This window comes from Streptomyces pathocidini (assembly GCF_001418495.1).
In the GTDB taxonomy this organism is placed as follows: domain Bacteria; phylum Actinomycetota; class Actinomycetes; order Streptomycetales; family Streptomycetaceae; genus Streptomyces; species Streptomyces pathocidini.
Map to the genome: position 1 here is coordinate 1 of NZ_LIQY01000115.1, position 17,091 is coordinate 17,091.

General features: G+C 70.2%; 14 protein-coding genes and 1 pseudogene. 9 read left to right on the forward strand and 6 right to left on the reverse strand.

Translation table 11 applies throughout. The features are described 5' to 3' along the window. From AOK16_RS07305 to AOK16_RS07315, 3 genes are all read left to right on the forward strand, one after another. Positions 1 to 728 (forward strand): SDR family NAD(P)-dependent oxidoreductase (locus tag AOK16_RS07305; RefSeq protein ID WP_338058480.1); only part of this gene is annotated, 728 nt, incomplete at its 5' end. After that, positions 725 to 1,864, forward strand: a complete 1,140-nt coding sequence (locus AOK16_RS07310) for an aldose 1-epimerase family protein (protein ID WP_240483425.1) — start codon at positions 725 to 727, stop codon at positions 1,862 to 1,864. The genes AOK16_RS07305 and AOK16_RS07310, both read left to right, overlap by 4 nt. An 81-nt stretch (positions 1,865 to 1,945) precedes the next feature. Continuing rightward, on the forward strand, positions 1,946 to 2,809 hold the full coding sequence (locus AOK16_RS07315; protein WP_055471415.1) for a fumarylacetoacetate hydrolase family protein: 864 nt from the start codon (positions 1,946 to 1,948) through the stop codon (positions 2,807 to 2,809). An 88-nt stretch (positions 2,810 to 2,897) separates the two neighbouring features. On the opposite strand, the gene AOK16_RS07320 is transcribed toward AOK16_RS07315, so the two are convergent. After that, the gene (locus AOK16_RS07320; RefSeq protein WP_079101141.1) at positions 2,898 to 3,899 is read right to left on the reverse strand and encodes a GlxA family transcriptional regulator; all 1,002 of its coding nucleotides are present in this window, start codon (positions 3,897 to 3,899) and stop codon (positions 2,898 to 2,900) included. Between the two features lie 146 nt (positions 3,900 to 4,045). Between AOK16_RS07320 and AOK16_RS07325 the strand changes: the two genes are divergently transcribed. The 3 genes from AOK16_RS07325 to AOK16_RS07335 are packed head-to-tail and all read left to right on the forward strand — an operon-like array spanning position 4,046 to position 6,626. After that, positions 4,046 to 4,894, forward strand: a complete 849-nt coding sequence (locus AOK16_RS07325; protein ID WP_055471416.1) for a YqcI/YcgG family protein — start codon at positions 4,046 to 4,048, stop codon at positions 4,892 to 4,894. An 11-nt stretch (positions 4,895 to 4,905) separates the two neighbouring features. Further along, positions 4,906 to 5,292, forward strand: a complete 387-nt coding sequence (locus AOK16_RS07330; protein WP_205627642.1) for a cupin domain-containing protein — start codon at positions 4,906 to 4,908, stop codon at positions 5,290 to 5,292. Then, a complete protein-coding gene (locus tag AOK16_RS07335; protein ID WP_079101142.1) occupies positions 5,289 to 6,626 on the forward strand; it encodes an APC family permease in 1,338 nt (445 codons plus the stop codon). Before AOK16_RS07330 ends, AOK16_RS07335 begins: the two co-directional genes overlap by 4 nt. Before the next feature lie 63 nt (positions 6,627 to 6,689). Here AOK16_RS07335 and AOK16_RS07340 read toward each other — a convergent pair whose 3' ends face one another. After that, positions 6,690 to 7,196 carry an RICIN domain-containing protein gene (locus AOK16_RS07340; protein WP_055471417.1) on the reverse strand — a complete coding sequence of 169 codons (507 nt, stop codon included), beginning with the start codon at positions 7,194 to 7,196 and terminating at the stop codon, positions 6,690 to 6,692. A 315-nt stretch (positions 7,197 to 7,511) separates the two neighbouring features. On the opposite strand from AOK16_RS07340, the gene AOK16_RS07345 reads away from it, so the two are divergent. Beyond that, positions 7,512 to 9,137: an IPT/TIG domain-containing protein gene (locus AOK16_RS07345; RefSeq protein WP_055471418.1), complete on the forward strand. Its 1,626-nt coding sequence runs from the start codon at positions 7,512 to 7,514 to the stop codon at positions 9,135 to 9,137. A 187-nt stretch (positions 9,138 to 9,324) separates the two neighbouring features. Here the strand turns inward: AOK16_RS07345 and AOK16_RS07350 are convergent, their stop codons facing one another. Further along, positions 9,325 to 10,320 carry a terpene synthase family protein gene (locus AOK16_RS07350; RefSeq protein WP_055471419.1) on the reverse strand — a complete coding sequence of 332 codons (996 nt, stop codon included), beginning with the start codon at positions 10,318 to 10,320 and terminating at the stop codon, positions 9,325 to 9,327. A 985-nt stretch (positions 10,321 to 11,305) separates the two neighbouring features. Here AOK16_RS07350 and AOK16_RS07355 point away from each other — a divergent pair. Continuing rightward, complete coding sequence (locus AOK16_RS07355; protein ID WP_055471420.1) at positions 11,306 to 11,845, forward strand: hypothetical protein; 540 nt, start codon at positions 11,306 to 11,308, stop codon at positions 11,843 to 11,845. Positions 11,846 to 11,851: 6 nt separating this feature from the next. Here AOK16_RS07355 and AOK16_RS25310 read toward each other — a convergent pair. From AOK16_RS25310 to AOK16_RS07365, 3 genes and pseudogenes are all read right to left on the reverse strand, one after another. Next, positions 11,852 to 12,324: pseudogene (locus AOK16_RS25310) on the reverse strand (IS5 family transposase); the annotation flags it as partial. Between the two features lie 91 nt (positions 12,325 to 12,415). After that, a complete protein-coding gene (locus AOK16_RS07360) occupies positions 12,416 to 13,189 on the reverse strand; it encodes a FadR/GntR family transcriptional regulator (protein ID WP_055471421.1) in 774 nt (257 codons plus the stop codon). A 148-nt stretch (positions 13,190 to 13,337) separates the two neighbouring features. After that, positions 13,338 to 14,108, reverse strand: coding sequence for an SDR family NAD(P)-dependent oxidoreductase (locus AOK16_RS07365; protein WP_055471422.1), 771 nt, complete (start codon positions 14,106 to 14,108; stop codon positions 13,338 to 13,340). A gap of 683 nt (positions 14,109 to 14,791) precedes the next feature. Between AOK16_RS07365 and AOK16_RS07370 the strand changes: the two genes are divergently transcribed. Then, a partial coding sequence (locus AOK16_RS07370; RefSeq protein ID WP_055471427.1) for an SdrD B-like domain-containing protein occupies positions 14,792 to 17,091 on the forward strand: 2,300 nt, incomplete at its 3' end.

Genomic DNA, 17,091 nt, shown 5'->3' on the forward strand with positions numbered 1-17,091 from the left:
CGGTGGTGACCGGCGCCGGTGGGGCGCTCGGGCGGGCGATCGCGCTGCGGCTGGCGGCTGACGGCCACAGCCTGGCGCTGACGGACGTCGCGGCCGAGCCGCTGGCGCGGACCGTGGAGGAGGTCCGGGCCGCGGGCGCCAAGGCGACCGGCACCGTGGCGGACCTGCGGGACGCCGGGGCGATCGACGCCTTCTTCGCGGCTGCCCGCGAGGAGCTGGGGCCGGTGGGCGTCCTGGTCAACAACGCGGCCATCTATCCCACGACCCCGTTCCTGGACGTCGAACTGGCCGAGTACGACGAGGTGCACGCGGTCAACCAGCGCGGCTACTGGCGCTGCGCCCAGCTGGCGGCCCGCCAGATGGCCGGGACGGGCGAGGGCGCCATCGTGAACATCGCGTCCATCACGATGCACGGTGGCTGGGAGCGGCTCGCCTCCTACGTGGCGACCAAGGGCGCGGCCGTCTCCCTGACCAGGGCTCTGGCCAGGGAGCTGGGGCCGCTGGGCATCCGGGTCAACGCCGTCTCGCCCGGCGCGTTCCCCACCGCGGCCGAGGAGATCCACGAGGACCCGGCCGCCTACAGCGCGCAGGTCATCGAGCGGCAGTCGCTCAAGCGGCGCGGTACGGCGGCCGAGCTGGCCGCCGTGGTGTCCTTCCTCACCGGTCCCGACTCCTCGTTCGTGACCGGCCAGACAGTCGAGGTCAACGGCGGATGGGTGATGACGTGAGCACAGCAGGCACGGGCACAGCGGGCACGGACGCAGCGGGCACAGACGGCACGGACGGCGTGGGCGGCGACGGACGGATCCGGGACCCCCGCCGACTCGCCCGGTACGCGGGCGACCTGGCGGCCGTGGGCGGTGTACGGGCGGTGGTCCTGGACGACGGTTCCGAACGCGGCGTGCGCGCCCTGGAGTTCCGCACGGGCGGCGGCCTGCGGTTCGAGGTGCTCGTCGACCGGGCGATGGACATCGGCGTGGCCGAGTTCGACGACCACACCGTGGGCTGGCGGTCGCCGACCGGCTTCCGCCACCCCGCCCTCCACGAGACGGACGCCGAGGACGGGCTGTCCTGGCTGCGCTCGATGTCGGGGCTGCTGGTCACCGCCGGGCTCGACCACACCCTGTTCGGCGGCGAGGTGGACGCGGGCCACTACGCGTACCCGCCGAAGGCCGCCGTGCGGCACGGGCTGCACGGCCGGATCGCCAACACCCCCGCCCGGCTGGCCGGTTACGGCGAGCGCTGGGACGGCGACCGGTGCGTGCTGTGGGCCGAAGGCGAGGTGCGGCAGGCCACCGTCTTCGGGGAGCACCTGCGGCTGACGCGGCGCGTCGAGGCCGATCTGTACGGCACCGAGATCCGGCTGACCGACACGGTGGTCAACGCCGGGTTCGAGCGCACCCCGCACATGTTCCTCTACCACGTCAACGTCGGCTGGCCGCTGCTGGACGAGGGCAGCCGGTTCGAGGCCGACATCGCCCGCACGCTCTGGCAGACCGACAGTGTCAAGGAGCAGGGCGCCTCCCACCTGGAGCTCCCGGGCCCGCGGCGCGGCTTCGTCGAGCAGGTCTACGAGCACGAGCTGACCCCGGGCGCCGACGGGCGGGTCCGGGCCCGGGTGGCCAACGACCGGCTGGGCCGGTTCTTCGAACTCGACGTCGACCCGGCCGAGTTCCCCGCCTTCTTCGAATGGCTCAACGCCCGCGAGGGCGCCTACGCCATCGGCCTGGAGCCGTCGACCCACCATGTCGCCGGGGACGCGGCGGCCCGGGGGGACGGCTCGATGATCTGGCTGGAGCACGGCGAGGCGCGGAACTACCACTCGGTCTTCCGGTTCGGCCGCCTCCCGGGCGGAAAGGCGTAGATCCACCAGCGGATCAGCAGGTCGGCGCGCAGTACGGCGAGCCGAGTTCCCGGACGACCGGACCAGCAGAAGGAGCAAGCAGTGCACATCGTTCGTTACGCCGAGGGGTCCGGCCCCGCCCGTGTCGCAATCCTGGACGAGGCCGGGATAGCCCCCCTCGAAGAGGTCGCGGACCTGGCCGAGTTGCTGCGGCTGCCGCTGGCGGGAATCCGCTCGCTGACCGAGGAGGCCGCGGCAGGCGGCGAGCGGCTCGCCCCGGACGGCGTACGGCTGCTGGCCCCGGTCGACGGCCGGACCGAGGTGTGGGCGGCCGGGGTGACCTACGAGCGCTCGCGCGAGGCGCGCGTCGAGGAGTCGGGACAGCTGTCGGTGTACGGGGCGGTGTACGAGGCCGACCGGCCCGAGCTTTTCCTGAAGTCCGTGCCCTGGCGGGTCCGCACCGACGGGCAACCCGCGGGGCTGCGCGGCGACGCCGACAACTCGGTGCCCGAGCCCGAACTCGCCCTGCTGGTCAACCGGCACGGCGAGATCGTCGGCGCGACCGTCTGCGACGATCTGACGGCCCGCTCCGTGGAAGGTGAGAACCCGCTCTACCTCCCGCAGGCCAAGATCTACACCGGCAGTTGCTCGCTCGCCGCGCGGATCCGGCCGTGGTGGGAGATCGCCGACCCGGCCGCGCTGGGCATCCGGATGCGGGTCCTCCGCGACGGGGGCACCGCCTTCAAGGGCGAGACGAGCACGGCCAGTTTGCACCGGACCTTCGACGACCTGGTGTCCTGGCTGTACCGCGAACTCGACCTGCCCGACGGGGCCGTGCTGGCCACCGGCACCGGCATCGTCCCGCCCCTGGACGCGGGCGTCCGACCCGGCGACACCGTCGAGATCGAGATCGACGAGGTCGGCACGCTCACCCACGAGTTGGTGGTCGCCACCCCGCGGGGGTGAACCCTCGCCCCGTCAACCATCAGAATCCACCGGGCTCAGGTCCGGGGCGCCTCAGGGGGCCACTCCGGGTCAGAGTCCGGGGTGGACCTCAGGAGGTCGCTCCGGGCCCGGGGCCGGATCGGCCCGCGTGCTGCGGCGCCCGCGAGCCGAGCGCCTGGAAGGCGGCGCGGTACGCCGACGGCGTCGTCCCGATCGCCTTGCCGAACTGACGGCGCAGGGCCAGCGCCGAACCGAACCCGCTGCGCTGCGCTATCACCTCGACGGTCAGATCGGTGCTCTCCAGCAGTAACTGGGCCCGCTGGAGCCGCTGCTGGTGGATCCAGCGCAGCACCGTCGTACCGGTGAGTTCGGCGAAGCGGCGGGCGAAGGTGCGCTCCGACATGTGCGCCTGCGCGGCCAACTCCCGTACGGTCAGCCGCCCGGCCAGGCGCTCGCGCGCCCAGGCGACCGTCGCGTAGAGCACGTCGTCGCCGCCCGCGGGCCGCCGCGAGTGCGGTTGCCGCTGCCCGCCCTCCCGGTGCGGAGGGGTGACCATCCGGCGCGCGACGGCGGCCGCCACCTCCGTGCCGTGCGCCTCCCGGACGAGATGCAGGCACAGATCGATGCCGGCCGCCGTGCCCGCCGAGGTGTAGACGCCTCCGTCGGCCACGAACAGCGCGTCCGGCTCGACCCGCACCAGCGGGAACTCATGCTTCAGCCGGTCCACCAGCATCCAGTGCGTAGTTGCCCGCCGGTCCTCCAGCAGGCCCGCCCGGCCCAGCAGGAACGCCCCCGCGCACAGCGCGGCCACCGGGACACCCGCCGACCGGGCCCGGCGCAGCGCCGCGAACAGCCGCTCGGACACCGGCGGATCGGGAACCGTGCTGCCCGGGATCACCACCAGGTCCGCGGCGGCGAGCCCGACGAGGCCATGCGTGGGCCGGACCCCCACCCCGGCCTCCGCGGTGACCGTACGGCGCCGCTCCGAGCAGCGCAGGAGGTCGAACCGGGGCACCCCCGCGCCCGACCGGTCCACGCCCCACACCTCGGTGATCACCCCGAAGTCGAAGGCGCGCATCCCGTCGTACAAGAGAACGGCGATAGTTCGCATGTCGGGAAGTGAACCATAGCTGCCGGATCTGATCTCCCTTGTTCCGAACAAGGGTGGAACGATCCTGATCGGTCAGCGGTGTTGACCTGGCGTCGTGGCCCACAAGGCCGCGGCCCCAACCGTGTTACACACCTGGGGGAGCTGTCTTGGCAGAGTCCGAGCACGTCCTGAGCGAACTCACCACCGATCTCGTCTCCGATCCCCGTACACCCCGACTCCACGCGTGGGAGCGGGACGCCGCCCGGCGGTTCCACGACCGGATGCTCGACCGGGCCGCGCCCTTTCCCTGCGTGTTCGGCGTCGACGCCCTGCGGAAGGCGACCCTGCGGTACGCCTTCGTCCCCGGCGGCCCCGAGCGGCCCCGGGCGTTGGCCGAGGCGCTGCGGGACTTCGTCCGCCTGGCCCCCGCGCTGGGGCGGCGGACGTCCCTCGTGGCCTTCTTCCAGCCGGACTTCGACCCGGACCTCCAGCAGGACTTCCAGCAGGAGGACGACGCGGCGCCCGGCCACCGTACGGTCGCCGACTACCGGCGCGAACTCTGGGACCTGCTCCAGTCCCTGCACGAGCTGGACGACGCGGCCTGGCCCGAGGACATACCGCTGGACCCCGAGGACCCGGAGTGGGAGTTCAGCTTCTCCGGAATGCCCATGTTCGTGGTCGCCAACACCCCCGCCCACCAGCGGCGGATGAGCCGCTACTTCGAGTACTTCACCATCACCTTCCAGCCGCGCTTCGTCTTCGACGACATATCCGAGGACAGCCTGCCAGGCCGCAACGCCCGCACGATCATCCGCGGCCGCCTCGCGGACTACGACGCCGTGCCCGCCAGTCCGGTGCTCGGCAGTTACGGCAAGCCCGGCAACAAGGAGTGGGTCCAGTACTTCCTCGGCGACGACAACGCGCCCGGCGGCGGGGAGTCGCGCTGCCCCCTGCACGTACGGGCCAAGCCGGACGAGCACGGCGACGCGCGCATCGAAACCCACAAGAACCGCTGAGGAGCGAGCCGATGAGCCCCACCTTCGACGAGAAGACCGTCCCCGCCCTCACCGAGGGCATCACCGCCCTGCTGCCCTTCCAGGGGAGCTTCGAACTCCAGCAGGACCAGGCGGGGAAGGTCCACGACTGGCACTTCCACAGCCTGGACGAGGAGTTGTTCATCCTCCGCGGCGAGGCCCTGCTGTTCTGGGATGATGAGGGGAAGTACCAGGAGCAGGTCTGCGAGGCCGGCACGTGGATCACCCTCCCCGCCGGCACCAGACACGGCTCCCTGGCCGGCGCCGAGGGCGTGATCTACATGATCAGGCCCGAGAACGGCCGCACCGCCGAGACCACCTTCCTGGCCCCGGCAGACCACCCGCACACCTCTCCCCGCCCCGAGGGGGCTTCTGCATGACAGCCACACCCCAGAGCGCGTCGGCGTCCGGGGACGGACCGGGCGCCCAGCCCGGCACCGCCCCGGCCCCGGGTCCGGCCGCCGCGCCGCCGACCCGGATGGCCGGGCATCTGCGCCTCCCCGGCGCCGTCGCGCTCGCCATCACGATCGTGGTGGGCAGCGGCGCCCTGGTCTCCCCGGGCGTCGCGTTCCAGCAGACCGGATCCGCCGCGCTGTACGCGTGGTTGATCGCCGCCGCCGTCACCGTCCCGCTGCTGGTGGTCTTCGCCCGGCTGGGCGCGGAACTGCCGAACGCGGGTGGGGTCGCCGGGTTCGTCCAGGAGGGCTTCGGCCGGTCCTGGGCCGCCGGGGTCGAGGTGATGCTGCTCGGCACGTTCAGCCTCGGCATCCCGGGCATCGCGCTGACCGGCGGGTACTACTTCCAGCAGATCCCGGGCCTGGGTGCCGTACCGGCCTGGCTGGCCGGGATCGTGTTGCTGGCGATGGCCGGGGCGGTGGTCGCCATCGGCGGCGCCGTCTCCTCCCGCATCCAGCTCGTCCTCGCCCTGCTGATGACCGCCGGACTGGTCGCGGCCGCCCTGGTCGGGCTCTCCGGCGGCGCGCCCGCGGACCACCTGCCGCCCGCCGAACTCGGCTCCCTCGCCACCGGAGTGACGGCGCTCGGCGCGGTCTTCTTCGCCTTCACCGGCTGGGAGATGCTCTCCTTCACCACCGAGGAGTACGCCAACCCGCGCCGGGACTTCCCCCGCGTCGTGGTGATCAGCTTCGTCGTCGTCACCACGCTGTACGTGCTGCTGGCCTGGGCCGTGCAGACCCGGCTGGAAGAGGGCGACCCGGCCGCCGCCTCCGCCCCGATCCACGCCGTGGTGGCCGCCGCCGCGCCCGGCCTGGCCTGGGTGGTGTCCGTACTCGGCGTGGTGATCATCGCGGCGAACCTGGTGGGCGCCGTGTGGGCCGCCTCCCGACTCGTCATGTCCAGCGCCCGCGAGGGCCTGCTGCCGAAGCCGCTGGCCCGGCTGAGCACGGCGAAGGGCACGCCGCCGCGCCGCGCGGTGGCGGTCTGCGTCGCCTTCTTCGCCGCGGTCGCGCTCTGCACGGCCACCGAAGTGGTGTCCCTGGCCGACCTGCTGACGGTCGCGGGCGGGAACTTCTTCCTGCTCTACCTCTTCGCCGCCGTCGTCTACGCCCGCCTGCGCACGGGCGCCCGCCGCTACGCGGGCGCCGCCGTAGCCCTGACCCTGGCTCTCCTGTCCCTGACCTTCGGCGCGGCCCAACTCGTGTACGCGGCCGTGCTGTTGGCCGCGGGCTTCCTCCTGTCCCGCCGCGCCGCGTGACGCACCGGCCGGTCCGGCCCCCGAAGGCCCCGGACCGGCCTCTCCACGTGACCTGGAACCGGGTCAGGAGACCGGGATCAGGTGCCAGCGCTGCGTGGTGGAGTTGTTGCAGTCGGTAAGGATCGTCGGGGTGAAGTCCTGCGCCTTGGTCAGACACTGCCCGGGGTGCAGCGCGCTGATAAAGGTGACCGCGCCGTCACCGGACTCGTACTTGTGCCAGCGCTGGTTGAGATTGAACGGGTCGCAAGGGGCGATCACCACCGGCTGGTGAGGTGTGGTGGCGGTGGCGCACCCGCCCACCCGACTCTCCACCGACACGGTTTCGGCCGTGCGGTTCGCCAGCGTCCACTGCTGATTGAGGCCGCCGTGGAGGCTCCAACTCAGGGCGAATCCCTTCCCGTTGTCGAGCACCTGTCGTGGGTTGAGGTCGCTGGAGATGTAGCTGTACTGCGCGGCCGCCACCGAGGGCTTTGCCGACCGGTCCGAGGCCTGGGCGGTGGGCAGCGCCACGGCGGTGATCCCGAGGACGGTGACTGCTGCTGCGATCAGGGTCTTGCTGCTGCGCTTCATGACTGAACTCCTTGTCGCTCGCCTGGACTTGATCCCTTCACGGGCATGCGGCAACCCCAATTCCGGAGTTCGATGTCCCCCGCTGGAATCGCCTCGGATGTTCTTGCCGATCGGCCTGGCCGACAACCGGCGAACGCACTCCCCACAGAGGCGCGACGTACGCCCCGGCGTACGGGCCTTCACATCCACTGACTCTTCGAGCGCCGAACGCGCCCTGCCCACCCCTCTCCAAGGTCCATAACCTCGCATGCGTACGCCAACTCACCACGGCCCGCGGCCCATCGGGTGACGTGACTGTTTCCGCAAGGAGGAGCCATGCCATCCCGTTCCGATGAAGTAGGGACACTGCAGACGCCGACCATCTCCTCCATCAGCCCGTCGTGCGGGCCGGTGGCCGGAGGCAACACCGTCACCCTCACGGGAACCGACCTGACCGCCACCACCTCGGTCGTGGTCGGCTCAACCTCCGCCTCGTTCACCGTGGTCAGCGCCACACAGGTGGTCTTGGTCATGCCGCCCGGAACGCCGGGATGTGTCTGTGTCGTCGTGACCACTCCGTCCGGCACGGCGAGCGTCTGCTATACGTACGGCTGCCCCACCCCGGCCGTGACGTCGCTGTGCCCGAGCGAGGGGCCCATCTGCGGCGGCACCAAGGTCACCGTCATCGGCTCGAACCTGACCGGCGCCACCGCCGCCACGTTCGGCGGCAAACCCGGTACCGGCCTGGTCGTCGATCCCTCCGGCTGCTCCCTGACCGTCACGGCCCCCTCGCGGAGCCCGGGAACCTACGACGTCCGTGTCACCACGCCGAGCGGCCTCACCCCGATCAGCCCGGGGGACAAGTTCACCTACCGGTGCCCGGTGCTCTACGAGATCTGCGAGCCGTGCGGGCCGTTGGCCGGCGGCGACACGGTGTGCGTCACAGGGGTCTATCTGAACTGCCTGACCTACGTGGTCTTCAACAACACGGTGATCCCCAAGAGCGGCCTGAACGTGCACTCCTCCGGCACGTACATGACGCTGACCGTTCCTCAGGGGACCGCCCCAGGGCCCGTCACCGTCCGCGGCATCAGCCTGGTGTCGCTCTTCCCGCAGCCCATCTTCTGCCAGACCGCACCGGTCACGTATACCTACCACCCGGCTGCCTGCCCCAGCGCGATCGGCATCTTCCCGCCAGCCGGGACCTTTGCCGGTGGCACGAGCTTCGTGATCGTCGGCAGCAATCTGTACTGCGCCACCGTGCGCATCGGCGGAGTCAAGGTGCCCGTCTTGGTCCACGCTTCCGGCACGTATCTGACCGGCGTCACGCCGCCCCACGCGATGGGAGCGGTGACCGTGACCGTCGACCGCCCGTGCTGCCCCACAGTCACCATCCCGGGCGGGTTCACCTACTTCCGGTTCGGTCCACCGATGCCCGTCGACCTCGTCCCCTCGTCGGGGCCGGTCACCGGCGGCAGTCCGTTCTTCATCGCGGGCACCGATCTCTTCGACGCCACGGTGACCTTCGGGGGCGTCCCGGCCATCGACGTCACCGTCGACGAGTCGGGCACGCTGATCACCGGAACCGTGCCCGCCGGCTCGCCAGGACCGGTGACCGTGACGGTCACGAACCCGGAGGGCAGCGCGAACCTCGCCGAGCCGTACACCTACGTCGACGCGCCGACCCTCGCGTCGATCTCACCAACCGCGGGCCCGGAGGCCGGCGGCACCACCGTGACCATCACCGGCACCTCGCTCGCGGGTACGACGGAGGTCACCTTCGGGGACGAGCTCGCGGCCTTCACGGTCGTGAACAACAACCAGCTCACCGCCGTCACTCCGCCGGGAACGGGAGTGGTTTCCGTGACCGTCACGACGGACGGCGGCATCTTCGCCCTTGAGGACGTCTACACCTACGTGCCCCCACCCGAGATCCTGGCCCCCGAGGAACAGATCGCCTGAAACCCAGCGCCCCCGGCCCGCCGAGACACCTCCCAACGACTCGGGGGCGCCGGTTCGGCCCGGGGGCCGGCCCGGTTCGACTCGGGGATGACGATCCGCTGTGCGCAGCAGCATCCACGTCACATGTACGCCCGGCCGGGAAACGCAACGGGCCCTGGAATCAGCTACGGCTCGGGGCGGCACAGGCTCAATGTCTGTGAGGCCGGTCAGGGGCCAGTCCCTCCCACCACCAGCGGAGCGTGGGGGATTCGATGGGGAGCGTCAGGTCTTGGCCATCGAGATGGTTGGTGGAGCGTGCGTGGCGGGTGAGGCCGAGTGCCGGGTGGTGGGTGCGATAGCGATGGGAGCGGTCGATGCTCCAGTGAAGGTTGCCGGGGATGAGCTGGTCCAGCGAGCTCACATAACGGCGAACGGTTGCGTGGCCGGGTACGTCGCGGAATGGGCTGTGCTCTCGGAGGCGCAAGTAGCACCACATGGCGCGGTTGCGGAGGTGTATGGCCTTCACAGCTGCCTCACGCGGGCCGATCTTGTGGTGGTGCGCCAGGACCGTTACGAGATTGATCTGCTCGAGTTGGCGTTCGGTCTCCGCCAGATAGGAGCAGATGTCGTTGTCCCAGCTGAGGATGGTGCCGGTCAGGTCGGTGACCGTGCGGATGTAGGGGTGGTTGAGTTGGTCGTCGGGTACGGCGAAGCCCTCGGCCAGCTCGATGAGCACCGCGCCGCTGTTGGGTGCTCCGGCGTCCAGGGGGCGGAGTGTGTTGAATGTGTCGAACGGCGGGACGGTCCCAGTGGCTCGGTAGATGCAGGCCCAGATCACGCCGATGGAGAACGACCGGTTGAGGCCGATCCAGCGCTGCCACACGCCGGGCGGGGCGAGTTGTTCGAGGCGGCGCACGATGTCGAGGTACGCGTCCGCGAAGGGGTCATGGGCAAGAACCGAACTCTCCGGAGCCTCCAGCCGCCGCAGGAAGCCGAACTGTCGGTTGGCGGCCTCGGTGAGATCGTGACGAGCCAGGCTTTCGATCAAGTCGTCGAAGACGAACTGCCAGCAGTAGAGGTCGCTGATGGCTTCCAGGGCCTCCCGCCTGCCGTGGGGGAAGAAGGCCGAGACCAGTGCCCCGACATCGGCCTGGGCGACTCCGGCGGCCAACTTGTTGTCGGCGAAGCAGGGTTGGGCGCGCATCCAGTCGACAGAATGTGCGTTGACCGATCCAGACGCAGGATGGATTCGGTAGGGGATGGGGCAGTAGATGGCAGGGAGGACTGCGTGATCGAGGTGCTTCACTGAGGATTCGCCGTGTTCACTCATACGGTTATCCCCCTCGCCTTGCATGGGTTTGTTATGCCAGCTGCCGTTGCGGAGGGGAAGGGCGGCGGTGCACCGGAGTCGTTGAACGCGTTGCGCACGCAGGTGAAAGACCATCGGCGCGGAGGGGCCCGCCGCGGCTCGGCGCCTTGAGTGCTCGCTTAGGGGGATGGCCTTAAGGCGGGCGGATGGAGCACTCTGGCCAGATCCGAGCACTGCTGTCGGACATCCATGGCACCGGCAAGTGGGCTGCTCGGACAAGTGGTCCACATGATTGCCCATGCCCACGCACCGGTCGTACTGCCGAGGTGCACAACCACGCATCGGTCGCACCGCTGACGCCTTGACTTCCTGGATAGCTTCCTGGCGTCGAGGAACGCCGACGGGATCCGGCGACTCGTACGCGACACCCGTTCTGGGCCGTCGCGACTCCAGCCATCGAGGCGAGATACCACGCATCGTGCGTGCAGGAGGGTTTCCCGGTGTGTTTGCGTCGACTACCCTCCTGGCTCGATCCAAAAACAACCGGATCGTTTACATCATTCCTTCGGGTAGGGATTGGTTCGGGCTGTTCCATAGAAGGCGCGGTTTTATCTTCCGCGTACCGGCGGCATTCAACACGTTCACGGGGTAGCCGTTGGACGGTTATTGCCAACTAGCCTTTCTGGCCTCACTGTTGGAAAGTGCCGACTGAAACAGAGTCCGGCGCGCACACTTCGCGAGTCCTACACGCAGGCCATTGCCCTGCCGCACCCCGCCGGGGGCGGCAACAGGCCCGTACACATCCACCGCACCACGACGCCCCCCGGCCCGCCGGTGTCCCCTGGTAGGAGTAGGCGGACCGGAAGCGAAGGGAATCATCATGCACTTTTCCCGCCCCCGATCGGTCCGTGGACCGGCCGCAGCACTGGCCGTCCTCACCCTCGGCGCCGCGCTGGTCGCCGCGCCGCCGGCCTCCGCCCAGCCCCAGGCCGCCGTCTGCGCCCTGAACGACTTCGAGATGCGCATTGACAGCAACGGCAACGCCACCGGCAGCGCTTCGGGGTCGTGCCAGTCGCTGCTGGAGCCCAGCATCCGCAGCGTCAAGGTCGAAATGGAAGGCACCGGCTCCTACAACGTCCTGGCCGCCACCAGCAACACCCACGATGAGTGGACCTTCTTCGACGATCGCGACGACGTCGTGGCCAACGTCGTGGGCACCGAGCTACGCGAGTACGCCGGACCCAACGGCCTGATCCTCGAAACCGGCCTCGCCGGCCCCCTGAGCGGCGAACCGCTCACCGACTGCACCGAAGTAGAAGCCGGCACTGCCACCCGCAGCCCAGCCAACAACGCGATCACCATCGTGCATTCAGTCGAGGACGCGATCCCTAACCTCGATGTGGGATTCACCATCAACTAGGAGCAGGATGGGTGGGATCGTGTCCAGGAGCGGGACGAGCTGGGTGATGTCGTGGCGGTTTCCGCTGGTCAGGGTGATGGCGAGCGGGGTTCCGTGCCGGTCGGTGACGAGGTGGTGCTTACTGCCGGGGCAGGCGCGGTCGACCGGCGAAGGTCCGGTGTGAGCCCCCCTTTGAGGGCTCTGACGTGCGAGGCGTCGACCGCGGCGTCATCCATGTCCAGCAGGCCGGCCATCCGCAGCTCGGCGAGGAGGACGGTGTGAAGGCGGGGCCAGACGCCGGCTTCGGTCCGGTCCCGCAGCCGCCGCCAGGCCGTCACGCCGCTGCAGCCGGTCCGTTCTGCCGGGGACGTCTCTCCAGCTGACGCCCTTGCACAGGACGTAGACAATGCCGCGCAGAGCGGCGCGGTCGTCCGCCGGTAACCGCCGGGGTACCGCCGTCGCCGCGGAGGCCGGGGCGGCAGCGGGGCAATGCGTTCCATCAGCCACGAGATCGTCCGACACCCGCAGAACTTTGCCGTCACGCAGCCCAACTGCCAAGGCCCACCACGGATCTCATTCTGAAACGATCAGTTAGGGGAGGCCACCCGCCTGGACTCGGTTCAGGTCTCGGCCCGCCTGGTCCAGGAGGGTGCGCATCGCGGCCTCCGCCTTGTCGGGGTCCTGGGCGCGGACGGCGTCCAGGACGGCTCGGTGGCTCGGGACCGGGTCCTTGGAGTGGCCCGAGGTGTGGACCAGATGGTCGCGGAAGGCCAGGCCCGTGGCGATCACCATCTCCATGCGCTCCAGGAGTTCGTTGTGGGCGGCGCCGAGCAGCGCACGATGGAAGGCGAGATCGGCGGCGATGGCGTGGGCCGCGCCCTCGCTGCCATTGCCGTTCGCGCTGCCGTCTTTGTCCCTGCCTCCGTCCGCGGCGGATGCCGCCATCGCCTCCAGGGCCGCCTCCAGCGCCGCGAGGTCCGCTTCCGTGCGGCGCTCGGCGGCGAGCCGCGCCGCCGCCGGCTCGACGATGGCGCGCACCTCGCCGAGGTCGCGCAGCAGCGGGTTCCCGGCGGCCGTCCCCGGCCCCTCCGCCGACTCGAACCGCCAGCGCAGCACGTCCGCGTCGAGCAGGTGCCAGTCCGCGCGGGGGCGGACGAACGTGCCGCGCTTCTGGCGGGCGTCGACCATCCCCTTGGCCGCGAGCACCTTCAGCGACTCGCGCAACGCGGTGAGGCTGACGTCGAGTTCGGCCTGGAGCGCGCCGAGGTCGATCGTCGCGCCCTCGGGGATCCTGCCGCTCAGCACCCGGTGCGCGATGGTCTCCACGGTCTGCCCGTGCACCCCGCGCCGCGCGTAACCCGACATGCCCTACCCGCCGTTCTCGTCCGGCCGTTCCGGACCACCTCGCCCGTCACCACCACATCCGTCACGACCGCATCCGTCACCGCCGCACCCGTCACGACCGCGCCTCTCCTCACTGCACCGGTTACGGTCGCCGCGCTCATTCTCCCCGTCATGACGAGGACTTGACCACGCTCCAGCCGCCGTCGACCAGCAGGCTGGACCCGGTGACGTATGAGGCCTCGGGCGAGGCGAGGAACGCGATGGCGGAGGCCACCTCGTCCGGGGTGCCGAAGCGCCCGGCCGCGGTCTCGGCGACGCTCGCGGCCCGCGCCTCCTCCGGCACCCTGTCCCACAGTCCGGTCAGGATCGGGCCCGGCAGCACGGTGTTGACCCGCACCTCGGGCCCGTACTCGACGGCCAGTTGGCCGCTGAGCGAGAGCAGGCCGCCCTTGGCGGCTGCGTAGGCCGGGTGGCCGGGGATGCCCCGGTGGGCGTGCACGGACGAGACCAGGACGATGGCGCCGCGCTCGGCGCGCAGATCGGGCAGGCAGGCCCGTACGCCGAGGAAGGCCGCCGTCAGTCCGACGGAGATCTGGCGGTTCCAGGAGTCGGGGGAGGTCTCGTGCGCGGGCGCAACCTCGATCTTCACCGCGTTGCTGACCAGCACATCCACCGGGCCGAAGCCGTGTGCGGCCTCCAGCAGCCGCTCCCAGCTGTCCTCGCGCGCCACGTCCGCGGCGACGAACACGGCCTGGCCGCCGCCCTCTTGGATCTCCTTCGCGACGAGGGCTCCGCGCTGCTCGTCGACGTCGGCGACCACCACGGCCGCCCCCTCCTCGGCGAGCCGCCGGGCGCCGGCCGCGCCGATTCCCGCCGCGGCACCGGTGACGATCGCCGTCCGCCCGGAGAAGCGGCCGGCGGCACGCTGAGAGGCTGTCATGGACCCTGCTCCTTGGGTGAGGTAACGAACGCGAACGAGTTAGGGCGTGCCGGTAGGCGACCTCGCGGAACCCTCCCGTCCGAACTCGCCGCTATCCAGCGCGTGTTTGAAATGTAGTACGCCCGAACGTCGCACATTCTTCCGGTTGTCATTCTGGAGGCGTGGAGACTATCGCGGATCCCGATGAATATGAGGGTTCTACTAGTGGCGGCAAGACTCCGGGGATAGGCTATCGAGCGCTGCTCGCGATGGCGGTCGGTGGGGGTCAGGGGTGGGGGCGAAGACACCGTGATTGAGCTGCAAAAACACGTAACCCGGAGCGGTTCTGTCCGAGGTCTTGAACGCGCGTTCGCCTTCCTGGCCTGCGGCGTTTACAACTCGCCCACAATTTCCTCGTATTGCTCACCATAAAGCGGTCCATGCAACAGCAGTGGGCCCCTTTCTTCCGTGACGTTTGCGACCGGCGTTCGCGCCTGGGGTCACGAAGTGGGTGTGCAGCGAGAAGCGGGTGCTTCGTTTTCACGACAAGAGAAGCGTCACGACAAGAGAAGTGTCACGACGAGAGAAGTGTGGAGTGTGATGCCATGAACCGACTCGGGAAAGACTCGCGCCGGTTGGCCCGGAAGCTTGTGGCGCCGCCGGCGAGCATCGCGTTATCTGTTCTTTTGCTGGCGGGCGGCGCCATGGGAGCGGCGGTTGGACCGGCCGCCGCTTCGACTGTCGACGGCACGCTGACGGTTGAGGTGCTGCGCGACTTCTTCGGCACTGGCGTGATCAACGCGGCGATGGACGTGCCGCAGCGGGGCATGAAGGTGGAGATCTCCGACCCCGCTGGGCACGCTGTCACCGGCGTCACGGATGCCACCGGAAAGGTCGTGGTGTCGCGGTCGACCGCGCTGAACGGCGGCCGGTACCGCGTCGACGTCAGCATCCCGGCGCCGTACAGCGACTACCTGCGGGCGGCGCCCGCGTCGACGGCGGAGAACCACTTCGCCAGCTTCACGTCGTTCGTGGATGTGTCGGACGGAAAGAACGCCTCGGTGACGACGGGGGTGTGGGATCCGGCCGACTACTCGCTGCCGGACTCGCGGTACTTCGTGCCGATCCACAACGGCGCCAACGGTACCGACAACCGGGCGTTGGTGGCGTTCGGGACGAAGACCCGAGGCACGTGTCCCACCGATGTGGCGTGCCCGGCCACGCTGGCCACACAGGATCAGGTGGGCACGACGTTCGGGTTGGCGTACGACACGTCCCGGACCCGCCTGTTCCAGAGCGCGTTCGCCCGCCGGTACGCCCCGTACGGGCCGCAGGGCGGGGGCGCGATCTACACGGTGCCGGTCAACGGTTCGGGTGCGCCGGAGCTGTTCGCGCGGGTGCCGGATGCCGCGGTGACGCGGCATGCCGCCGCCAACATGATCAAGGATCCCGGGTTCACCGACGCGCCGGGCAAGGAGAGCATCGGTGGCCTGGCCCTGTCGGAGGACGGCTCCACGCTGTACGCGGTGAACCTGCGGACCCGCAGCCTGGTGAGCTTCGACGCGACAGGGGCCACCGCCGCGGCGCCCAAGTCGACGGTTCCGATCCCGGACCCGGGGTGCGCGAGCCCCGACGACTGGCGGCCGTTCGGTCTCCAGGTCCACAACAACACCCTGCACGTCGGCGGCGTGTGCAGCGCGGAGAGCACGCAGCAGCGCGCGGACCTGAAAGCCTTCGTCTCCACCTACGACGGCAAGCGGTTCACCACGGTGCTGAGCCACCCGCTCACGAACGAGCGCGGCAGCGTCTACGGTTCCGGCGACAGGGTCACCCACTGGAACCCGTGGAACACCAGCCTGGACACGTGGGACGACCGGAGGTCGGGCAGCGTCTTCGGCGATCCGCAGCCGGAGTTGGCCTCCCTCGCCTTCGCCCGCGACGGCTCGATGATCCTGGGATTCCGCGACCGGTTCATGGACGTGGTCAGTTGGGGAGGGCTGGACCCCCGTCCGGGGGACGACACGGCGGAACACGGCATGTCCGGTGGTGACATCACCATGGTCTGCGCCACTCCCACCGGTGAATACCAGTGGGAAGGCACCGGGAGCTGCCCCAACCACGCCACCCCCGCCAACAGTGGCGGCCAGGCCGCCGATGTCGTCGAATACTTCCCGGGCGACTTCTACACCACCGCGCACCACGAGACCGCGCTGGGGTCGGTGGCCTATATCCCGCAGCAGCAGTGGGTCGTCAGCACGACGTTCGACCCGGTCGTCAACGTCGCGACCTCAGGGACCGGCTACTACGACATCACCACCGGTCGGGGCCCGGGCAACAACCCGACCGCCAACGGGTTCCAGTTCGTCAGCCGGGAACAAGGCGGGTTCGGCAAGGCCGGCGGGCTCGGTGACATCGCGTACGCGGCGGCGAACGCGCCGATCCAGATCGGCAACGTCGTGTGGTTCGACGGCGATCACAACGGGATCCAGGACCCGGGGCACGTGCTGCTGCCGGGGGCGACGATCAACCTGCTGGACGCGGACGGCAAACAGGTCGCCACGACCAGGACCGATGCCGCCGGCGAGTACTACTTCGGTGGTGTCGGCGCCGCGTACGAGCTCACGCCCGGCGCGAAGTACACGGTGCAGTTCGACGTGTGCACCGCGGACACCAGCCAGGTGCCCGAGCAACCTCCGGCGAGCGAGCTGAGGTTCACGCTCCCGCGGGCCGGTGCCAACCGTGCGCACGACTCCAATGTGACCCCGCCGACCACCGGACCGTTGTGCAACGGCTCCGCGCCTGTCACGGCGCCGGACAAGCCGGGCGGGGTCGACCACACGATCGACGCCGGGGTGTACATCCCGAAGGAAACCCCGACCCCGACTCCCACCCCGACCCCGACTCCCACACCCACACCCACACCCACACCGACGCCGACGACGCCATCGACTCCGGCGCCGCCCGCGGCCTCCACGCCGCCGCCCGCGCCGCCTGCCAACCACCC